This is a genomic window from Aeromonas sp. FDAARGOS 1407 (assembly GCF_019048725.1).
GTDB lineage: Bacteria > Pseudomonadota > Gammaproteobacteria > Enterobacterales > Aeromonadaceae > Aeromonas > Aeromonas enteropelogenes.
On record NZ_CP077399.1, the window covers coordinates 712,341 to 731,988 of the forward strand.

Genomic DNA, 19,648 nt, shown 5'->3' on the forward strand with positions numbered 1-19,648 from the left:
GTTATAGCCGGCTGATAAACTTGCTGGCCTGGCGCAGGGCGCCCTTGCTGTCATCGTCAGCAGCGCCTTCGCGTTTGAGCACGAACTGGATGTCCAGGGCCGGCCGCTTCAGGTTGTAGGGGTCGACCGCCAGACTCACCGGCAGGGTATAAATTTCTCCCGCCTTCAGGGTCACCTCGCGCGGGCCGAACCACTCGTGCTCCGGCAGCCCCTCCACGCCCAGCTGATAGGTCTGGGATTGCAGGGTCTTGTTGAGGATCTTGAGGGTGTAGGTGTTCTCGATGAGCCCTTCGCTGTTCTCGCGGAACAGCTGGTTGCGATCCCGCAGGATATCGAGCCCCATCGGCATGATGGACATGGCGTTATAGACGAACACCCCCAGCATGATGGCCATCACCAGGCCGTAACCAATCAGCTTGGGCCGCGCCACATGGGTGGAGTCGTTGGCCAGCTTGTGCTCGGTGGTGTAGCTGATGAGCCCCTTCGGATAGCCCATCCGCTCCATGGTCTGGTCGCAGGCGTCGACACAGGCGCCACAGTTGATGCACTCGTACTGCAGGCCGTCGCGAATGTCGATGCCGGTCGGGCAAACCTGCACGCACAGATCGCAGTCGATGCAGTCCCCCAGCCCCAGCGCCTTGTGGTCCGCCTTGCGGGCACGGGCACCGCGGGTCTCGCCGCGCTTGGTGTCATAGCCGACGATGAAGGTGTCCTTGTCGAACATGGCGGACTGGAAGCGGGCATAGGGGCACATGTGGATACACATGATGGCGCGCATCCAGCCGGCGTTGCCGTAGGTACAGATGGTGAAGAAGATCACCCAGAACATCACCCAGCCCCCCGCCTGCAGGGTCAGAACGTCGGGCACCAGCTTGGTCACATCCTGGAAGTAGGCGACGAAGGTAAGGCCGGTCGCCAGCGAGATCAGCAACCAAGCCAGGTGCTTGGCCCCCTTGCGGGCCAGCTTCTCGCCGCTCCAGGGCGCCGCATCCAGCTTGCGCCGCTTGTTGGCAGGCCCCTCCAGCTTCTCTTCAAACCAGATGAACATGAAGGTCCAGACCGTCTGCGGGCAGAGATAGCCACACCAGACCCGGCCAAGGAAGGTAGTCACGAAGAAGAGCGCGAAGGCGGCGATCATGAAGATCCAGGCGAGCAGAGTCAGGTCCTGCGGCCAGATGGTGGCACCGAAGATGTGGAACTGCTGGTGAGCGAGGTCGAACAGTATCGCCTGGCGCCCTTCGTAGCGCAGCCAGGGCAGCAGCACGAACAGGGCGACGAAGAACCACCCCATTCCCTTGCGTACCCGCTGCCAGTAACCGGTCTGGGCCCGGACATAGATGCGGTTGCCGGGGTTGAATCTGTCGTCGCTGGCTTTGAACGTGTTGGGGTTGAAAGTCCCGGTTACGCTCTTGTCGGTGACATCCTTGATATCGATTTTTTCATGATCGGCCATTGCAAGACATCGCTCCCTTATTTGTTATGGAGCGGATTATATCTTAAACAACCTGCTAATTGTGTGGATTAGATGTATCTAATATTGGCGATCGATCGCAAATTTCGGTAACAAAAAAGGCGTTTCGCCCATTGACGAAACGCCTTCAAAGAGATTCCACTGAAACCAGGCCAGGTGTCCAGCACACCGCCCGGGGTCACTTGATGCCGCGCGCCTTGAGCAGGGCTTCCTTGAAATCCGGCACATGATCCTTGGCCAGACCGGGGATCATCGCCTGCTTGTCGGATTCCCGCATCTTGAGGTGATAGATCAGCATGTCGTCGGTCAGCTCGGACAGGGGACCTTCAAATCCCGCTTCTTTGGCCAGTTTGGCTACAAACTGCACCAGGCTGAGATCCTGTTCCTTGATCCAGGCAGGCTGCAACAACTCCAGCAGCTCTTCGATACGATGACATTGCATAGACAACCTCTTCAATCTGTCACGTTAAACTCAGGCAACCTTACCCATCAAGGCCACTTCGATTCGATCCCGCCCATTATGCTTGGCCTGATAGAGGGCCGCATCCGCTTTTTGGATCAAATCGGCGATTTTCATGCTGCTGTCCGGGATCAGGGTAGCCACGCCAAAGCTGCAGGTGACCCGGCTCGAGACCAGGGATTTCTGGTGGGGAATGCCTAATTCCTTGAGTGCGGTGCGTATCCTGTCCGCCACCTGCAGCGCCCCCTGCATGCCGGTACAGGGCAGCAGCAAGGCAAACTCTTCGCCCCCATAACGGGCCGCCAGATCATCTTCCCGCCGCTCGACCCCGGCCAGCAGTCTGCCTACCTGTTGCAGGCAGTCATCGCCCAGCTGGTGACCATAGAAGTCATTGAACTGTTTGAAATAATCCACATCCAGCAGGACCAGAGAGAGCGGCGCCCTGGCACGATGACAGCGGCGCCACGCCCGCTCGAGACAGTCATCGAGATGGGCACGATTGGCAATACCGGTCAGCCCGTCTAGACGGGAGGTGAGGCGCAGATGCTCCGACACCGCCTTCAATTCGGCCACCAGATCGGCGTTGGAGAAACGGTGATAGAGGGAGGCAACCTGATCCCGGCGCAGGCGGCGCAGCAGGGTCGGCAAAAAGACGAACAGGTAGCCAGCCAGCATGGTGGAAACGATCCGCTCCTGCTCGTTGCCCACTCCGAGCTCGAACAGCATGGCAAGCCCCAGCGGCAGCACGGCGCCATAGACGATGCGGCGAGAGCCAAACAGCATGATGGCGCTGCCGGTGAGGATCAGGCTGGTCAGCATCATCATGGCGGCACGATAGGTATCCGGCAGCTTGTCCATGTAGAGCAGCACGCCAAGGGCCCAGATGATGGAGGTGACGGTCACCCCGATGAACATCTCCCGCTCCAGGACAGGCACAGCTGTTCGCTGCAACGCGGGCTGGCGCCAGCGCAGATGCCAATAGCGGAACAGCAGCAACAGGAACACAGCGGCCAACCAGCCCAGCGCCTCGCTGACGGGCAGATAGTCATGAAACAGCAGACTCCAGCCAAACGCCAGCAGGCCCAGACAGGGAAGACTGAACAAGGCGTGAGTATAAAGCTGAACCATGATGGCCTGCTTCACCTGGTGTGTCACACTCTGGGTCAACTGAGTACTCCTGTACAAGAGCCGAACAGTCTACCATCCCCCCCAGTGAGCAACAATAAAGCGCCTTTTATTAAGAAGTTAGTCAACTTTGCCGCAGCCGGATGCCGACCAAAAAGAGGGAGGCAAGCCGTTCACAAACGACCTGCCTCCCTCTTTTTTCCATCATGACGCCGGCGTCTGCCGGGCCGGATTTCAGCCTTTTTCCAGCTCGTCGAGGATCGGGCATTCAGGATTTTCATCCCCGTGACAGCAACCGACCAGCCCCTCGAGGGAGCTGAGCATGGCCTGCAGACCGGCAATGCGGGCACGCAGATCGACGATCTTCTCCTGGGCCAGCTTCTTCACCTGGGCACTGGATCTGTGCTCATCCCGATAGAGCGCCAGCAGCTCCTGACACTCCTCCAGATTGAACCCGGTCTCCCGTGCCCGCTTGACGAAACGCAGCTCCCGCAGCGATCCCTCGGTATAGCTGCGATAGCCGTTGTCGCTGCGGATCGGCGCCGAAATCAGGCCGATGCTCTCGTAGTAACGGATGGTCTTGGCGGTCAGCCCAGTGGCTTTGGCTACCTTGCTGATGTTCATGGATGACTCCTTACATGTCTGTTCGGGTGCCAGCATGGTTGCCCGCCTTGGGCTGCCAGCGTTTCAATAACAGGGAATTGCTCAATACCGTGATGCTGCTCAGGGCCATGGCCGCCCCCGCCAGCTCGGGGCTGAGGTAGCCCAGCGCCGCCAGCGGAATACCGATGATGTTGAATACGAAAGCCCAGAACAGATTTTGCTGTATGGTGCGCCAGGTGGCCGCCGAGATATCGATGGCATCGGCCACCAGCCGCGGATCAGCTCGCATAAGCGTGATGGAGGCAGTCTCCATCGCCACGTCGGAGCCGGAGCCCATGGCGATCCCCACGTCCGCCGCGGCCAGCGCTGGGGCATCGTTCACCCCGTCCCCCACCATGGCTACCAACCCCTGGGTACGCGCCCGCAGCGCCTCGACTTTCTCCACCTTGCCGGCCGGCAGCACTGAGTCAAACGCCCCGTCCAGCCCCAGCTTGGCGGCGATATGGGCCACCGGCGCCGGCGCATCGCCGCTCACCAACCAGCTGGCGATGCCGCGCTGGCGCAAGGTGGCGATGGCGGCCGGGCTCTCCGGTCGCAGGGTATCGGCCAGGGCCGCTATGCCCACCGCCACTCCATCGATGGCGACCCAGACCCGGGTTGCCCCGTCAGCGGGCTGTTCATCCTGCTGCGGCTGTGCAATGCCAAGCTGGGTCAACAGGCTGGTGTTGCCAATGGCGACCGTATGGCCCGCCACCTGACCCATGATGCCAGCGCCAACCCGCACCTCCACCGCTTCCGGTTGGGGCAATACGGCGTCCTGACCGACCGCCTCGCGCATGGCTTGCGCCAGCGGGTGCTCGCTCGCCTGCTGCAGGGCCGCGGCCAGGCGCAGCTGCTCATCGCTGCCGCTCCAGCTCGCCAACACAGGCCGACCCTGAGTAAGCGTACCGGTCTTGTCGAAGATAAGCGCCTTGATGGCGTGAGCCTTCTGCAGGGTGTCCACATCTTTTATCAGAATACCGTGGCGCGCTGCCACCCCGGTGCCGGTCACTATGGCCGCCGGCGTGGCCAGGCCCAGGGCGCAGGGGCAGGCAATCACCAGCACGGCCACCGCGGCCAGCAGCGCCTGACCGAAGTCACCGCTATAGGCATACCAGGCCAGCAGGGTGAACAGGGCAATGGCCATCACCACTGGCACGAACACGGCGGAAACCTTGTCCACCAGTTGTTGCAGCGGCGCCTTGCCCATCTGGGCATTTTCCACCAGGGCAATGATCTTGCTGAGGCTGGAGTCCTCCCCCACGGTCGTGGCTTCGATCTCCAGCACCCCTGAGCGGTTGATGGCCCCGCCCAGCACGCTCTCCCCCAGTCCCCGCGGCACCGGCAGGCTCTCACCGGTGAGGATCGACTCATCCAGCTCGCTCTCGCCGCGCAGGATCCTGCCGTCCACCGGTACCCGCTCGCCCACCAGCACCCGCAGCCGATCGCCGCGCAGCACATCATCGATGGCCACGCTCTGCCAGCTCTCGCCGCGCCAGACGGTGGCAGTATCCGGGCGCAGCGCCATCAGCTCGCGAATGGCGGAGCGGGTGCTGCGCTTGGCCCTGGCTTCCAGCAATTTGCCGAGGGAGATCAGGGTGATGATGATGGCGCTTGCCTCGAAATAGAGCTTGCCACTGGCGGCCATCCCCAGCGTCAGCAACAGATAGAGGCTGTAGAAATAGGCGGCGCTGGTACCGGTCGCCACCAGCACGTCCATATTGGCGGAGCGATTCTTGATGGCGAGCCAGGCGCCACGATAGAAGCGTCTGCCTACCCAGAACTGCACCGGCGTGGCGAGCACCAGCTCCAGCCAGGCGGGCAGATGCCAGGGCAGCAGGCCAGCCATGGCGAGCATGCCCACCAGCAGCGGCAGAGTCAGCAGCGCCGAGACGATAACCTGGATCAGAGCCTGGTGGGCGGCGGCAGACTCCTGCGCCTCTCGCTCCAGCAACTGCTGGCGGCGGGCGCTGGCCGATCCTTGCGCCAGCTGGGCACCAAACCCGAGCGCCTCGATCTGCTCGCGCAGGGAGGCGGGGGTCAGGATACCGGGCACCTGGGTGATGCGGGCCTGTTCGATGGAGAAATTGACCTCGGCCGAGAGCACGCCGGGCAGGGCTGTCAGCATCCGTTCGAGGCGGGCCGAGCAGCCTGCGCAGGTCATGCCGCTGATCTGGAAGGTAAAGGATTCGCTGCCGTAGTCGTAGCCCTGCCCCTTGATGCTCTCCAGCACCGCAGGCAGCCGGCCCGGATCGTCCAGCTCGATGGCGGCCTGTTCCAGCGCAAAGTTGATGGAAGCCGTCACCCCTTCAAGCTGATTAAGGGCGGCGGAGATGCGGCTGGCGCAATTGGCACAACTCATGCCTGTGATTGGCAGCTGCAGATGGATGGGTAATTGAATATGAGTGGTCATCTTGTTCCTCCCCGGAACCAATCGGCCAAAATAGCGCCGATGACCAAACCCTAACCTTTACTGTAAGGGTAAACTCAAGCCACATGATCCACTTTTTGCAGATGAAAAAACGGCGCCCGTTTGCTACCCAGGAGCAAACGGGCGCCACATTCAGCTATTGCGCGGGATGAACGACAGCTCAGATGCCGTACTGGGCGCGATAGGCTTTCATGGCAGTCAGTTGCGTAGCCAGTTCCGGCTGCTCTGCCTGCTTCTCTTCCAGATAGGCGATGAGATCGCTCATCTGGATGATGGCGATGATGTGGGCACCGTAGTCACGCTCCACCTCCTGAATGGCGGAGAGCTCGCCCTTGCCCTTCTCCTGGCGGTCCAGCGCGATCAGCACGCCAGCCAGGGAAGCGCCGTTGGCCTGGATCAGGTCCATGGATTCGCGAATGGCGGTACCGGCGGTGATGACGTCATCCACCAGCATGATGCGCCCCTTGAGCGGGCTGCCCACCAGGTTGCCGCCCTCGCCGTGATCCTTGGCCTCCTTGCGGTTGAAGCACCAGGGCACGTCCACGTCGTGCTGCTCCACCAGTTGCACCGCAGTGGCGGAGGCGATGGGGATCCCCTTGTAGGCCGGGCCAAACAGTACATCGAACTCGATGCCCGCATCCATCAGGGCGGCGGCGTAGAAGCGGCCGAGGCGGGCCAGATCGCGGCCACTGTTGAACAGGCCTGCGTTGAAGAAGTAGGGGCTCTTGCGACCGGATTTCAGGGTAAATTCACCGAATTTGAGGACCTGCTTCTCCAGGGCGAACTCGATAAATTGACGCTGGTAGGCTTTCATTCTGGCTCCTTGCTTGGCTTGCGTATGTGGGGGTAAGTCTCGGGTATAAAAAACGCGGCCAATGCCGCGTTTTTCAAAACAGAAATCAGGAGAGCGACTGCTTCTGCAGCGCGATAATCTCTTCGATGCAGCCCTTGGCGAGCGCCAGCATGGCCAGCAACTCCTCATGGGTGAATGGCTCGGCCTCCGCGGTGCCCTGCACCTCGATGATGCGACCGTCTTCGGTCATCACCACGTTCATGTCGGTCTCGGCGGCGGAGTCTTCCACGTACTCCAGATCGCAGATGGCTTCGCCCTGGAACATGCCGACGGAGACGGCGGCGATCATCTGCTTGAGCGGGCTCTGTTTGATCAGACCCTTCTCCAGCATCCAGTTCAGGGCATCCACCAGGGCGACGCAGGCCCCTGTGATGGCCGCGGTACGGGTGCCGCCATCGGCCTGCAGCACGTCGCAGTCCACGGTGATGGTGTGCTCACCGAGCGCGGTCAGATCCACGGCGGCGCGCAGGGAGCGGGCGATCAGACGGGAGATCTCCAGGGTGCGGCCACTCTGCTTGCCGGAGGCTGCCTCGCGGTTCATCCGGGAATGGGTGGAGCGCGGCAGCATACCGTACTCGGCGGTCACCCAGCCCTGGCCCTTGCCCTTCAGGAAGCGCGGCACGCTGGTGTCGACGCTGGCGGTGCAAAGCACGCGGGTATTACCGAACTCCACCAGCACCGAGCCTTCCGCATGCTTGGTGAAATGACGGGTGATGGTAACCGGGCGAACTTGCGCGGCGGTGCGATCGCTGGGACGTGGCATGGGACGGACCTCTGGGCTGGCTGAATTGGCGCAGGAGTATAAGTGATCCTGCCCCAAATATCAGCCGCTAAAACCAAGGCAGCGGCTGACGGCACCAGCCTGGCTGGGTATACTGCCCCCACACTTCATCAAGCCCGGAACAATCAATGATTCACAGCATGACCGCCTACGCCCGCAAGGAATTCAAGGGCGACTGGGGCACAGCCGTTTGGGAAATTCGTTCGGTCAACCAGCGCTATCTGGAAACCTACATTCGCCTGCCGGAACAACTGCGCAGCCTGGAGCCGGTACTGCGTGAGCGTTTCCGCGCCAAACTGCAGCGTGGCAAGGTGGAGTGCAACCTGCGTTTCGAGGCCGCTCAGGCCGCCGCCAGCCAGCTTCATATCAATGAAGAGCTGGCCAGGCTCATCATCGACAGCGCCAGCTGGGTAATGAAAGAAGCAGGCCAGGGCCAGCTCAACCCGGTCGACGTACTGCGCTGGCCGGGCGTGATGGCCGCCGCCGAGCAGGACATGGATGCGGTCGCCACCGAACTGATGGGCGGTTTCGACCTGACCCTGGACGACTTCCTCGCCTCCCGCGCCAGTGAAGGGGCCAACCTCAAGGCGCTGATCGAGCAGCGTCTGGCTGGCATCCAGGTGGAAGTGACCAAGGTGCGCGCCCACCTGCCGCAGATCATCGAGTGGCAGCGCCAGAAGCTCACCGACCGTCTGGCCGAAGCCAAAGTCGAGCTGGATCCGACCCGCATCGAGCAGGAGATCGTGCTGCTGGCCCAGAAGATCGACGTGGCCGAAGAGCTGGATCGTCTGGAGATGCACATCAGCGAGACCAACAAGATCATGAAGAAGGGTGGCGCCTGTGGCCGTCGTCTCGACTTCATGATGCAGGAGTTCAACCGCGAATCGAACACCCTCGGCTCCAAGTCCATCAACGCCGAAGTGACCCAGTCCGCCGTCGAGCTGAAGGTCCTCATCGAGCAGATGCGCGAGCAGATCCAGAACATCGAGTGATGCCTCGCAAGGCGAGCCTGTCGCCGCAGTAACCGATTGAAAGAGCCCTTGAATTTCAAGGGCTTTTTATTTGTCCGGCCAGCGCAGCCCAGGAACAAGCTCCTGGAGCACTCCTCTAGCCTATCGGCCGGGTCAGGGCCGGTTGCTGGGGGGCGCCGAGCCGCTCGGCCAGATAGTCCACCAGCAGCCGCACCTTGGGCGAGAGGTGGCGGTTGTGGGGATAGAGGGCCCAGATCCCCTCCGCCGGCGCCCGCAGCTCGGGCAGCAGCTCGATAAGCTCGCCGCTGGCCAGATGGTCGCTGACGTAGTAGTCCGGCAGCTGAATGATGCCGATCCCCTTGAGCGCGGCATCGAGCAGGGCGTGCCCGCTGTTGCACTGCAGCAGGCCGTGCACCCGCACACTGTGGGAGCGGCCATCCAGAGTGAAGTACCACTCGTCGCTGTTGCCCACCAGACAGGTGTGACGGGCAAGCTCCGAGAGACTGTTGGGCATGCCGTGGCGGGCGGTGTAGGCCGGCGAGGCACAGACATAGGGCACCCGCTGCGCCAGCTTGCGCGCCACCAGGCTGGAGTCCTTGAGGTGGCCGAGCCGCAGTGCCAGATCGTAACCCTCGTGCACCAGATCCAGCAGCTGGTTGGTGAGGTTGAGGGTCACCTCCAGCTGGGGGTAGCGCACCATGAAGTCGTTCACCAGGGGCGCGACCCGGCTCTCGCCGTAGGAGACGGGGGCCGTGATGCGCAGGGTGCCCTGCGGCACCGCCTGATGGCGCCCCACCGCCAGCTCCGCCTCGTAGAGGTTGTCCAGCAGCTGGCGACAGTGGCGGTAATAGATCTCGCCGAGCTCGGTGAGCCGCACCTGACGGGTGGTGCGCAGCAGCAGCTTGGCCTGCAGCCGATCCTCCAGCTGCGCCACCTGACGGCTGACCTGAGCCACCGACACCCCCAGCTTGCGCGCCGCCGGGGTAAAGCCCCCCTGCTCCGCCACGCTGACAAATTCACAGATCCCTTCCCAGCCGAACATTATTACCTATGTGTAAAAGTGATTTGAGATTTCGCCTTATTATCACTAAATCGACGGGAAACTACACTGGATGTCCGAACCCAATTCCGTTCACCCTGCTCAACCATAAGGACATCATTCATGGCACAGGTTCAAAGCATCAAGTGTAAGGCCGCCATCGCCTGGGGCCCGGGCCAGCCCCTCTCCATCGAAGAAGTCGAGGTCATGCCGCCCCAGGCTGGCGAGGTACGGGTGCGCATTGTCGCCACCGGCGTCTGCCACACCGACGCCTTCACCCTTTCCGGTGAGGATCCGGAAGGGGTCTTCCCCTGCATTCTCGGTCACGAGGGGGGCGGTATCGTCGAGTCGGTCGGCGAGGGCGTCACCAGCGTCAAGGTGGGGGATCACGTGATCCCGCTTTACACCCCGGAGTGCGGCGAGTGCAAGTTCTGCAAATCCGGCAAGACCAACCTGTGCCAGAAGATCCGCGCCACCCAGGGCAAGGGGCTGATGCCGGACGGCACCACCCGCTTCTCCAAGGATGGCCAACCCATCTATCACTACATGGGCACCTCCACCTTCAGCGAGTACACTGTGCTGCCCGAGATCTCCATCGCCAAGGTGGACCCGGCCGCCCCGCTGGAAGAGGTCTGCCTGCTCGGCTGCGGCGTCACCACCGGCATCGGCGCCGTGATGAACACCGCCAAGGTCAAGGAAGGTGAGAGCGTCGCCATCTTCGGGCTGGGCGGCATCGGCCTCTCCGCCGTGATCGGCGCCCGCCTGGCCAAGGCCGGCCGCATCATCGCCATCGACATCAACGAGAGCAAGTTCGAGCTGGCCCGCAAGCTGGGGGCCACCGACTGCATCAACCCGAATGACTTCGACAAGCCGATTCAGGAAGTGATCGTCGAGATGACCGACGGCGGCGTCGACTTCTCCTTCGAGTGCATCGGCAACGTCAAGGTGATGCGCGCGGCGCTGGAGTGCTGCCACAAGGGCTGGGGCGAGTCTGTCATCATCGGGGTGGCCGGCGCGGGCCAGGAGATCAGCACCCGCCCGTTCCAGCTGGTCACCGGCCGGGTCTGGCGCGGCAGCGCCTTCGGCGGCGTGCGCGGTCGCAGCGAGCTGCCGAGCTACGTGCAGCGCTACATGCAGGGTGAATTCAAGCTGGACGACTTCATCACCCACACCATGGGGCTTGAGCAGATCAACGAGGCGTTCGATCTGATGCACGAAGGCAAGAGCATCCGCACCGTCATCCACTACTGAGCATGATCACCCCGCCCGCCACTGCGGGCGGGGTGCAGGAGTTCCTTGATGAATCTGGACATTATCAGCAGCAACAAGAGCTTCGATGGCTGGCACAAGCGCTACCGCCACAGCTCCACCGTGCTCGGCTGCGACATGCAGTTTGCCATCTACCTGCCACCCCAGGCCCTCACCGGCCAGAAGGTGCCCGTGCTCTACTGGCTCTCCGGCCTCACCTGCACCGATGAAAACTTCATGCAGAAGGCGGGCGCCCAGCGCATCGCCGCCGAGCTCGGCATCGCCCTGGTGGCGCCGGACACCAGTCCTCGCGGCGAAGGGGTAGCGGACGATCCCGGTTATGACCTTGGCATGGGTGCCGGTTTCTACGTCAACGCCAGCCAGACCCCCTGGCGCGATCACTACCAGATGTACGACTACGTCACCCGCGAGCTGCCCGAGCTCATCGAGACCCACTTCCCGGTCTCGACGAAACGCGCCATCAGCGGTCACTCCATGGGGGGCCACGGGGCGCTTATCGCCGCCCTGCGCGAGCCTGGCCGCTACCGCTCTGTATCGGCCTTCAGCCCCATCAGTCATCCGAGCCGCTGCCCCTGGGGCCAGAAGGCACTCGGCGCCTACCTCGGCAACAACCCCCTGCTGTGGCAGGAGTGGGATACCTGCCTGCTGCTGCGCAATGAGCCGGTCAAGCCACTGCCGACCCGGGTCGATGTCGGGCTGGACGATCCCTTCCTGGCCGAGCAGCTGCATGTCGATGCCCTGGCCGATGCCGCCGCCGGCAAGGGGTGGCCGCTGGAGCTCAACCGCCACCCCGGCTACGACCACAGCTACTACTTCGTGGCGAGCTTTATCGAGGCGCACCTGCGCTTCCATGCCCGCCATCTGGGTGAGCCGGCCCAGGAGTGACGACTCGCCATTAGACACATACCCGGTGGCCGCCGTGATTCGGCGGCCCTGATATACAAGGAACGAGAAACAAGGATGCCTCTCTTCACTACCCTGCTAGCCATGCCGGATCAATTTGAGCAACTGCTGGCACAAGTTCCAGCCGACCATCTGGACTGGGAGCCGGCCAACTGGGCCGGCATCCCCTCCGAGCGCTTCAGCGCCCGGGGGCACCTCTGCCACCTGCTGGACATCGAAACCCTGGGCTATCAGGTGCGCTTTCGCCGCACTTTGGAGGAGAGCCTGCCCGAGCTGGCTTCCCTGGATGGTTATCAACTGGCGCAGGACAACCAGTACCGGCAGCAGGATCCCGCCGTGCAACTGGCACGCTTTCGCGCCGCCCGCAGCGAGACGGTCGACTGGCTGAAGGCGCAGCCCGCCTCGGCCTGGCAGCGGCGCGCCCGCTATGGCGGCTATGGCGAGATAACCCTGGATGGTCTGGTTCGCCTGCTCGTCAGCCACGACCTCCAGCATCTCGCCGGCATGCAGTGGCTGTTGATGCGGCTGAATGCGGATCTGCGTCTCGCGATCCCGCTCGCCTGAGGCTGCAGACCCCGACAGCCCGACATGACAAAAGGCCCCTGCGGGGCCTTTTGTCATCTGTCATCACGCCGGGCAACTGCCCTGCCGACTCACGGCGCCGGAACCCACGAGGCTGACGACCCGTGCAAGTTTTTGGTTGCTGCGCCGGTCTGTTGAGCCAATAGTGATACTTTGTGCCCACAGAGCTCGCCAGCGCGGTAATGGATTTACCACCGCCTTGTCAGTCTTCACTGCCAACAAGGAGTCAAAGCGTGACCCAAGCCAGCCCCCTGTTTTCCACCGATGTCGGTCTGCCCGCGCCAACCCGTACCCCGCTGCTGACCGGCAGCGATCCCGAGCACAAGCGCCGCGAGCTGCTCGCCTACTTCTGCCAGACCTTCGATCTCTACGACTCCCTGTTCGACTGCCTGGCCGACGAACGCGCCTGGTTCAACAAGGCGATCCCCCTGCGCCACCCGCTCATCTTCTACTACGGCCACACCGCCGCCTTCTTCATCAACAAGCTGCTGGCGGCCCGCCTCATCGAGAGCCGGCTCGACCCCCGCATCGAGGCCATGGTCGCCATCGGGGTGGACGAGATGAGCTGGGACGATCTCGACGAGACCCACTACGACTGGCCTGCTATCGGCGAGCTGCGCACCTATCGCGCCCGCGTGCGGGCCCTGGTGATCGACTTTATCGAGAAGATGCCGCTCGAACTGCCCATCGACTGGCAGAGCCCGGCCTGGGTCATCCTGATGGGGATAGAGCACGAGCGCATCCACCTCGAGACCTCCAGCGTACTGATCCGCCAGCTGCCGCTAGCCAGGGTGCGCAGCCAGCCCCAGTGGCCGGTCTGCGCCGAGGCGCGCCATCGCCGTAACGAAGTGCCCGCCAACAGCCTGCTGCCGGTGGCCGGCGGCCGGGTGAAACTCGGCAAACAGGACGCCACCTACGGCTGGGACAACGAATATGGCGAGCGCCACATCGAGCTGGCCCCCTTCCAGGCCAGCCGCATGCTGGTGAGCAACGCCGAATATTTCGACTTCGTGCAGGCGGGGGGCTATGACACGCAAACCTGGTGGGATGAAGAGGGTTGGGGCTGGCGCCAGTATGCCAGGGCCCGGATGCCCACCTTCTGGGTCGGCGACCCGGCCAACCCCGGCCAACTGCAGCTGCGGCTGATGGCGGAACAGGTCGCCATGCCCTGGGACTGGCCAGTGGAGGTCAACCAGCTGGAGGCCGCCGCCTTCTGCCGCTGGAAAGCGGCTCAGACCGGGCTGCCCATCCAGCTGCCGAGCGAGGCGGAGTGGATGCTGCTGCGTGAGCGGGTGCCTGGGGATCAGCCGGACTGGGTGGAGGCCCCCGGCAATATCAATCTCGCCCGCTTCGCCTCCTCCTGCCCGGTGGATGCCTGCCCCCAGGGCAACTTCTTCGATCTGGTGGGCAACGTCTGGCAGTGGACCGGCACCGCCATCGATGGATTCGAGGGGTTCAAGGTGCACCCACTCTACGACGACTTCTCCACCCCCACCTTCGATGGCAAGCACACCCTGATCAAGGGCGGCAGCTGGATTAGCACCGGCAACGAGGCACTCAAGTCATCCCGCTACGCCTTTCGTCGCCACTTCTTCCAGCATGCGGGCTTCCGCTATCTGGTCTCCCGTTATCAGGAACCCGTCATTGTGAACCCTTACGAAACCGACACCCTCGTCGCGCAATACCTCGACTTCCAGTACGGGCCGACCCGCTTCGGGGTGGCCAACTACGCCAAGACTCTGGCCGATCTGGCCAGTGACCTATGCAACAACCACCAGCGGGCACTGGATATCGGCTGCGCCACCGGCCGCGCCAGCTTCGAGCTGGCCCGCCACTTCCAGCATGTAGACGGGGTGGACTACTCGGCCCGCTTCATCGACGTGGCACTGGCGCTGGCGAGCCAGGACAGCTTCCGCTACGCCATGCCGCTGGAGGGGGATCTGGTGGAGTATTGCGAGGCGCGGCTCTCCAGCCACGATCTGGGCCGCGAGCAGGTAGAACGCATCCACTTCAGCCAGGGGGATGCCTGCAACCTCAAGCCCAAATATGACCACTACGATCTGGTGCTCGCCTCCAACCTCATCGACCGACTGCGGGAACCCGCCCGCTTCCTGCGGGACATTGCCCCGCGCCTGCGCAGTGGCGGCCTGCTGGTGCTCACCAGCCCCTACACCTGGTTGACGGAGTACACCCCCAAGGCCAACTGGCTCGGCGGCATCCGCGAAAACGGCGAGGCGCTCACCACCTATCAGGCGCTGCAGCGGCTGCTGGCGGCGGAGTTCGAGGAGCATATTCCGCCGCGGGAGGTGCCCTTCGTCATCCGCGAGACCGCTCGCAAGCATCAGCACACGGTGGCCCAGCTCACCGTGTGGCGCAAACGCTGACGCGGCAGCAAACGAAAAGGGAGGCCAACTGGCCTCCCTCTCTTTTGTGCTGTCCGGACGGCTTATCCCACCTGATGTGAGACCCGGGACTCGGCGCCCTGCTCGTGGTAGCGACGGGCCAGCACGGCACAGACCATCAGCTGGATCTGGTGGAAAATCATCAGCGGCAGCACCATGATCCCGACGCTGGCAGCCGGGAACATGACGTTGGCCATCGGCACCCCGTTAGCCAGGCTCTTCTTGGAACCGCAGAAGACGATGGTGATCTCGTCCGCCCTGTTGAAGCCGAGGCGGCGGCTGATCCAGACGTTCCAGCCCAGCACCAACGCCAGCAGCACACAGCTCAGCAGCACGATACTGGCGAGATCGTACCAACCTACTTGATGCCAAATCCCCTGCACCACCGCCTCGCTGAAGGCCACATAAACTACCAGCAGGATGGAGCTCTGATCCAGCTTGCCGATGAGCGGCCGGTGGCTGTCGACCCAGCGACCGATGAGCGGGCGCGACAGGTGGCCCACCACGAACGGCAGCATCAACTGCACCATGATGGCCTGGATCGAGTGCCAGGTGTCGATCCCCTCCCCCTGTACCTGGATCATCAGCCCCACCAGCACGGGGGAGAGGAAGATGCCAAGGATGCTGGAGGCCGAGGCGCTGCACACCGCCGCTGCCACATTGCCCCCCGCCATGGAGGTGAAGGCGATGGCCGACTGCACAGTCGCGGGCAGGGCGCAAAGGTAGAGGAAACCGAGGTAGATGGCCGGACTCAGCCATTGGGGTACCAGCGGGGTGAGCAGCAGCCCCAGCAGCGGGAACAGCAGGAAGGTGCTGAGCATCACTACCAGGTGCAGCCGCCAGTGGCCCAGCCCCGCCAGCAGATTCTGGCGCGACAGCTTGGCGCCATGCATGAAGAAGAGCAACGCCACCGCCAGCTTGGTCAGCCAGCCAAACCAGACGGCCACCGGCCCCTCGCAGGGGAAGAAGGAGGCCAGGGCGACCACCAGGATCAACACAGAGGTAAAGGGATCCAGACGCACGAACCGTCTCCGGCAAAGAGGCAAACCGTCATCATGGGGTGAGCGGGCGCCAGGGTGGCAAAAAACACAGCAGGAGGTGTTTGACACCTCCTGCTGCAACGAGTCCCCAGCTTACCCCGATCACCTGCCGGCGCAAAGCCGCACCGTGACCGGCCTTGTCAGGGGTTATCCCCTCGCACGGGCATGGTTCAAGGCTGGCGGGCCAGATTGACGCCGTCAGCCGACTTGCCGGCCGCCAGTTTGCTCGCCTGGCGCTTCTCGAAGCGGGAGATCCACCAGTAGGCCAGCGCCGAGAAGACAGCCGTCATGAAGACGTTGATGAAGAAAGCGCGCACCAGATCCACCCCGGTCGGGAAGGCCGAGGCACTCATGCTCACCACGAAGATGGCGATCAGCACCGACACCACGCCCATGCCGAACTTGCGCGATCCCATGCGGAACTCGCGGGGAGTGTCGTCATGTTTCCAGCGGAACACGAAGTAGGCCACCATGATGAAAATCGGCGGCAACATGGCAGTCCCTGCAGTGAGATTGATGGCGGTGTTCATCATCTGCTGCACCGATTCGGAGCCAAAGCCGTTGACCACCAGCATCGCGAACACGAAGACGAACTGCCACCAGGCGGCGCGCACCGGCACCCCGTGCTGGTTGAGCTCGGTGGTCTTCTCGCCATAGACCCCCTTGGGGATCTCGGAGAAGTGGATCTTCACCGGGGCCGAGGTCCACATCATCATGGAACCGAACATGGCGATGAACAGCACCACGCCGACGAAGCGCCCCACCAGGGTCTCGGAGATCTGGAAGTACTGGGCCATGCCGGTGAAGATCTCCACCATGCCGCCGGCATAAGTGAGGCTCTCGCGCGGCACGAACACGTTCACCAAAAGGGAACCGAGGGCATACATGGCACCGATAACGATACCCGCACTGATGATCACCTTGATGAAAGACTTCTGCCCCCCTTTCACGTCATTGAGGTAGGCCGCCGCCGTCTCGGCGCCACCGGCCGCCTGGAAGATCCAGCACATGATACCGAGGGTCGCCCAATTGACGGTGGGGGTCATCGCCTCCAGGGTGATGGGCTGGGCCGGCACATGGTCACCGCCGAGCGCCATCAGCGCCCCCAGCACATAGATGGCGAACAGGGCGAACACGCCGTAGGCCACCAGCTCGGCAATCTTGCCAAGCCAGCTCGCCCCCTTGGTGGAGATATGGGTCGCCGCTGCGAACAGGGCGATGGAGATGATCGAAGTGACCATGGGGGAGAAGCTGTACTCATACCCCAGCATGGCGTAGGAGGCGTAGGCGATGACGTTGGGCAACAGGGAGACGAACCAGAACAGGTTCACGAACCAGTAGAGAAACGAGCCCAGATAGGCCATCCGGGTGCCGAGCGGCTTTTTCAACCAGTCATACATCCCCGACTCGGAGTTTTTGTTGGCCGAGACGAACTCGGCGATGATGAAGACGAACGGGATGAAGTAGACGATGGTCGCCAGCAGGAAGATGGGGGCGGAGCTCAGCCCCAGCTCGATGTTGTTGTTGACGATGTTGCGCACGTTGAACACAGCGGCAAAGGTCATCGACAACAGGGCAAACTTGCCTATGGTGCCGCGTACGGATTCAGACATGATGTCCTCCAATGAAATCGCGCCTCCTCTCTGAGGCGCTGATGACTCTGAATGTGTTCGGTAAGGGTCTGTCGGCCCCGCCCTTTACTCTCTTGTTATGGTCAAACTGGCCGTCTGTGGCGGCCTTGCGGCAAGCCAGCGCGCAGTGGTCGCGCTGGCGCCGTCAATCACTCACACAATCGGGGTACCCGGCGCCATCGGCACCCGAGGCTGCAGCAGCACGCTCTGGCTCTCGTCCGGCGTCTCGGCGCAGAGCAACATGCATTCGGAACGCTCTCCGCGCATCTTGGTAGGTTTGAGATTGGTCAGCACCACCACCTGGCTGCCCAGCAGTTCCGCCTCGCTGTAGTAGGGCACCAGGCTGGTGACGGTCTGCAGGGAACGCTCGCCACCCACATCGATCTGGACGATATAGAGCTTGTCGGCACCCGGGTGGCGCACCACCTCCAGCACCTTGCCCACCTTCATCTCGACTCGCTTGAATTCGGCAAACTCGATCACCTCGCTCATTGTGTTCTTCCTTTTCTGGTTGGGTTTAACGGGGTACGGGTGGCCATCGGCCACCCGTTTTGCTTGTGTTGGCCACTCGGGCCGTGTGTTCAGGGATGCGGCTCATGACGCCTGGAGCGACACCTGCGCGGCCGGCTGGGCCTCTTTGGCTCGCGCTTCATCGCTCAGGGAGGCTTCGTATTTGTTGTATTTCCACCAGGCGAAGCCCAGGAAAATCACAATCCCGCCCACGTTGTAGAAGATGATGGTCATGATGTCGGCGCCGGTCGGGAAGGTGGAGGCCAGGAAACCCACCGCAAAGATGGCGATCAGCACGGAGACCACGGCGATCCCGGTATTGCGTGAGCCCATCTTGAAGTCCCGCGGCAGGTGATCCAGCTTCAGGCGCAGATTCAGGTAGGCCAGCATGATGAACAGCGGCGGCAGCATGGAGGCGGCGGCGGTCATGTTGATCACGGTATTCATCAGATCTTGCGCGGTGTTGGAGCCCAGGGTCGGCACCACCATCAACGGCAGCACGATGAGGTACTGGATCCAGGCCGCACGAGCCGGCACGCCGTTCTCGTTCAGCTCGACCGTCTTCTTGCCGAAGATGCCGGCCGGGATCTCGGAGAAGAAGATCTTCACCGGCGTAGCGGTCCACATCAGCAGGGAGCCGAACATGGCGGTGAAGGAGACCAGACCCACGAAACGGTTCACCAGGATTTCAGGCAGACCGAAGTAGGAGGCCAGCCCCTCGAACACCTGCACCGAGCCGCCGGTGTATTTCAGGGTATCGCTCGGGACAAACACGTTGATCAGCAGGGAGGCGATGGAGTAGAGCACGCCGATGAAGATGCCGGCGACGATGATCACCTTCACAAAGGATTTGGAGCCGCCCTTGACGTCGTTGACGTAGACCGCCACCGACTCGGCGCCACCGGCCGCCATAAAGATCCAGGTAGTAATCCCCAAGAAGGCCCAGCTGAAATCGGGAACCATGGCTTCCACCGTGATGGGGTCGGCCGGCTGCACGCCGCCGATCAGGGCTGCGCCCGCCAGCAAAATGTAAGAGAGAGTCAGCAGCAGCATCAGAGACGAGGTCACCGAGGTGATGGGGCCCAGCATCTTGGCGCCGTTGGTGGAGACGTAGGTGGCAAAGGCGAACAGGATCATGCTTAAGAAAGTGGTGGCCAGCGGGGTGAGGATGTACTCGTAACCCAGGAAGGCATAGGAGGCGTAGGCGATGACCCGCGGCAGCAAGGATGTGAAGAAGAAGAGGTTCACGAACCAGTAGGTGTAGGCGGAGATGAAGGCCCAGCGACCGCCAAGGGAGCTCTTCACCCAGGCATAAACCCCCGCTTCGGAGTTCTTATTCAATGACACAAATTCCGCAATGATCAGGCAAAACGGAATGAAGTAAAAAATGGTGGCCAGAAAGAACATCGGGGCTGACGCCAGACCGATCTCGATGTTGTTGTTGATGACGTTGTTGAAACTGAATACCGCCGCAAAGGTGAGCGACAGCAAACCGAACTTGCCTATCGTATTCCGTTTGGAATCAGACATGGTGCATC

General features: G+C 62.5%; 17 protein-coding genes. 5 read left to right on the top strand and 12 right to left on the bottom strand.

Annotation, left to right across the window (positions count from 1 at the left end; translation table 11 throughout):
* Nucleotide 1: 1 nt before the first annotated feature.
* The 7 genes from ccoG to rph all read right to left on the bottom strand — a co-directional run bounded on the left by ccoG (nt 2) and on the right by rph (nt 7,745).
* A complete protein-coding gene (gene ccoG / locus I6L37_RS03430) occupies nt 2–1,453 on the bottom strand; it encodes a cytochrome c oxidase accessory protein CcoG (RefSeq protein ID WP_216993275.1) in 1,452 nt (483 codons plus the stop codon).
* Between the two features lie 196 nt (nt 1,454–1,649).
* The gene (locus I6L37_RS03435) at nt 1,650–1,913 is read right to left on the bottom strand and encodes a YihD family protein (protein WP_026457260.1); all 264 of its coding nucleotides are present in this window, start codon (nt 1,911–1,913) and stop codon (nt 1,650–1,652) included.
* Nucleotides 1,914–1,943: 30 nt separating this feature from the next.
* Nucleotides 1,944–3,098, bottom strand: coding sequence for a GGDEF domain-containing protein (locus I6L37_RS03440; protein ID WP_216993276.1), 1,155 nt, complete (start codon nt 3,096–3,098; stop codon nt 1,944–1,946).
* Between the two features lie 192 nt (nt 3,099–3,290).
* Entirely contained in the window at nt 3,291–3,680 is a 390-nt protein-coding gene (gene cueR / locus I6L37_RS03445) for a Cu(I)-responsive transcriptional regulator (RefSeq protein WP_026457258.1), read from the bottom strand.
* Between the two features lie 10 nt (nt 3,681–3,690).
* Nucleotides 3,691–6,111: a heavy metal translocating P-type ATPase gene (locus I6L37_RS03450; RefSeq protein ID WP_216993277.1), complete on the bottom strand. Its 2,421-nt coding sequence runs from the start codon at nt 6,109–6,111 to the stop codon at nt 3,691–3,693.
* A 178-nt stretch (nt 6,112–6,289) separates the two neighbouring features.
* Entirely contained in the window at nt 6,290–6,943 is a 654-nt protein-coding gene (gene pyrE, locus I6L37_RS03455) for an orotate phosphoribosyltransferase (RefSeq protein WP_042072597.1), read from the bottom strand.
* Nucleotides 6,944–7,028: 85 nt separating this feature from the next.
* A complete protein-coding gene (rph, locus tag I6L37_RS03460; RefSeq protein ID WP_216993278.1) occupies nt 7,029–7,745 on the bottom strand; it encodes a ribonuclease PH in 717 nt (238 codons plus the stop codon).
* Between the two features lie 146 nt (nt 7,746–7,891).
* On the opposite strand from rph, the gene I6L37_RS03465 reads away from it, so the two are divergent.
* Nucleotides 7,892–8,755, top strand: coding sequence for a YicC/YloC family endoribonuclease (locus tag I6L37_RS03465; RefSeq protein ID WP_042072599.1), 864 nt, complete (start codon nt 7,892–7,894; stop codon nt 8,753–8,755).
* 115 nt (nt 8,756–8,870) lie between these two features.
* Here I6L37_RS03465 and I6L37_RS03470 read toward each other — a convergent pair whose 3' ends face one another.
* Entirely contained in the window at nt 8,871–9,776 is a 906-nt protein-coding gene (locus I6L37_RS03470) for a LysR substrate-binding domain-containing protein (protein WP_216993279.1), read from the bottom strand.
* A 120-nt stretch (nt 9,777–9,896) separates the two neighbouring features.
* Here I6L37_RS03470 and I6L37_RS03475 point away from each other — a divergent pair, with 120 nt between their 5' ends.
* The 4 genes from I6L37_RS03475 to ovoA all read left to right on the top strand — a co-directional run bounded on the left by I6L37_RS03475 (nt 9,897) and on the right by ovoA (nt 14,911).
* The gene (locus tag I6L37_RS03475; protein ID WP_216993280.1) at nt 9,897–11,024 is read left to right on the top strand and encodes an S-(hydroxymethyl)glutathione dehydrogenase/class III alcohol dehydrogenase; all 1,128 of its coding nucleotides are present in this window, start codon (nt 9,897–9,899) and stop codon (nt 11,022–11,024) included.
* Between the two features lie 48 nt (nt 11,025–11,072).
* Entirely contained in the window at nt 11,073–11,927 is an 855-nt protein-coding gene (fghA, locus tag I6L37_RS03480) for an S-formylglutathione hydrolase (RefSeq protein ID WP_216993281.1), read from the top strand.
* Nucleotides 11,928–12,002: 75 nt separating this feature from the next.
* The gene (locus tag I6L37_RS03485) at nt 12,003–12,509 is read left to right on the top strand and encodes a DinB family protein (protein ID WP_216993282.1); all 507 of its coding nucleotides are present in this window, start codon (nt 12,003–12,005) and stop codon (nt 12,507–12,509) included.
* A 251-nt stretch (nt 12,510–12,760) separates the two neighbouring features.
* Complete coding sequence (gene ovoA, locus I6L37_RS03490; RefSeq protein ID WP_216993283.1) at nt 12,761–14,911, top strand: 5-histidylcysteine sulfoxide synthase; 2,151 nt, start codon at nt 12,761–12,763, stop codon at nt 14,909–14,911.
* Between the two features lie 62 nt (nt 14,912–14,973).
* Here the strand turns inward: ovoA and I6L37_RS03495 are convergent, their stop codons facing one another.
* The 4 genes from I6L37_RS03495 to I6L37_RS03510 all read right to left on the bottom strand — a co-directional run bounded on the left by I6L37_RS03495 (nt 14,974) and on the right by I6L37_RS03510 (nt 19,640).
* Nucleotides 14,974–15,951 carry a bile acid:sodium symporter family protein gene (locus I6L37_RS03495; RefSeq protein WP_216993284.1) on the bottom strand — a complete coding sequence of 326 codons (978 nt, stop codon included), beginning with the start codon at nt 15,949–15,951 and terminating at the stop codon, nt 14,974–14,976.
* Between the two features lie 188 nt (nt 15,952–16,139).
* Nucleotides 16,140–17,582 (bottom strand): amino acid permease, encoded by a 1,443-nt coding sequence (locus I6L37_RS03500; protein ID WP_216993285.1) that lies wholly within the window; start codon nt 17,580–17,582, stop codon nt 16,140–16,142.
* Nucleotides 17,583–17,753: 171 nt separating this feature from the next.
* Entirely contained in the window at nt 17,754–18,092 is a 339-nt protein-coding gene (locus I6L37_RS03505; protein ID WP_216993286.1) for a tRNA-binding protein, read from the bottom strand.
* Between the two features lie 102 nt (nt 18,093–18,194).
* Nucleotides 18,195–19,640 (bottom strand): amino acid permease, encoded by a 1,446-nt coding sequence (locus I6L37_RS03510; RefSeq protein WP_216993287.1) that lies wholly within the window; start codon nt 19,638–19,640, stop codon nt 18,195–18,197.
* Between the last annotated feature and the right edge of the window lie 8 nt (nt 19,641–19,648).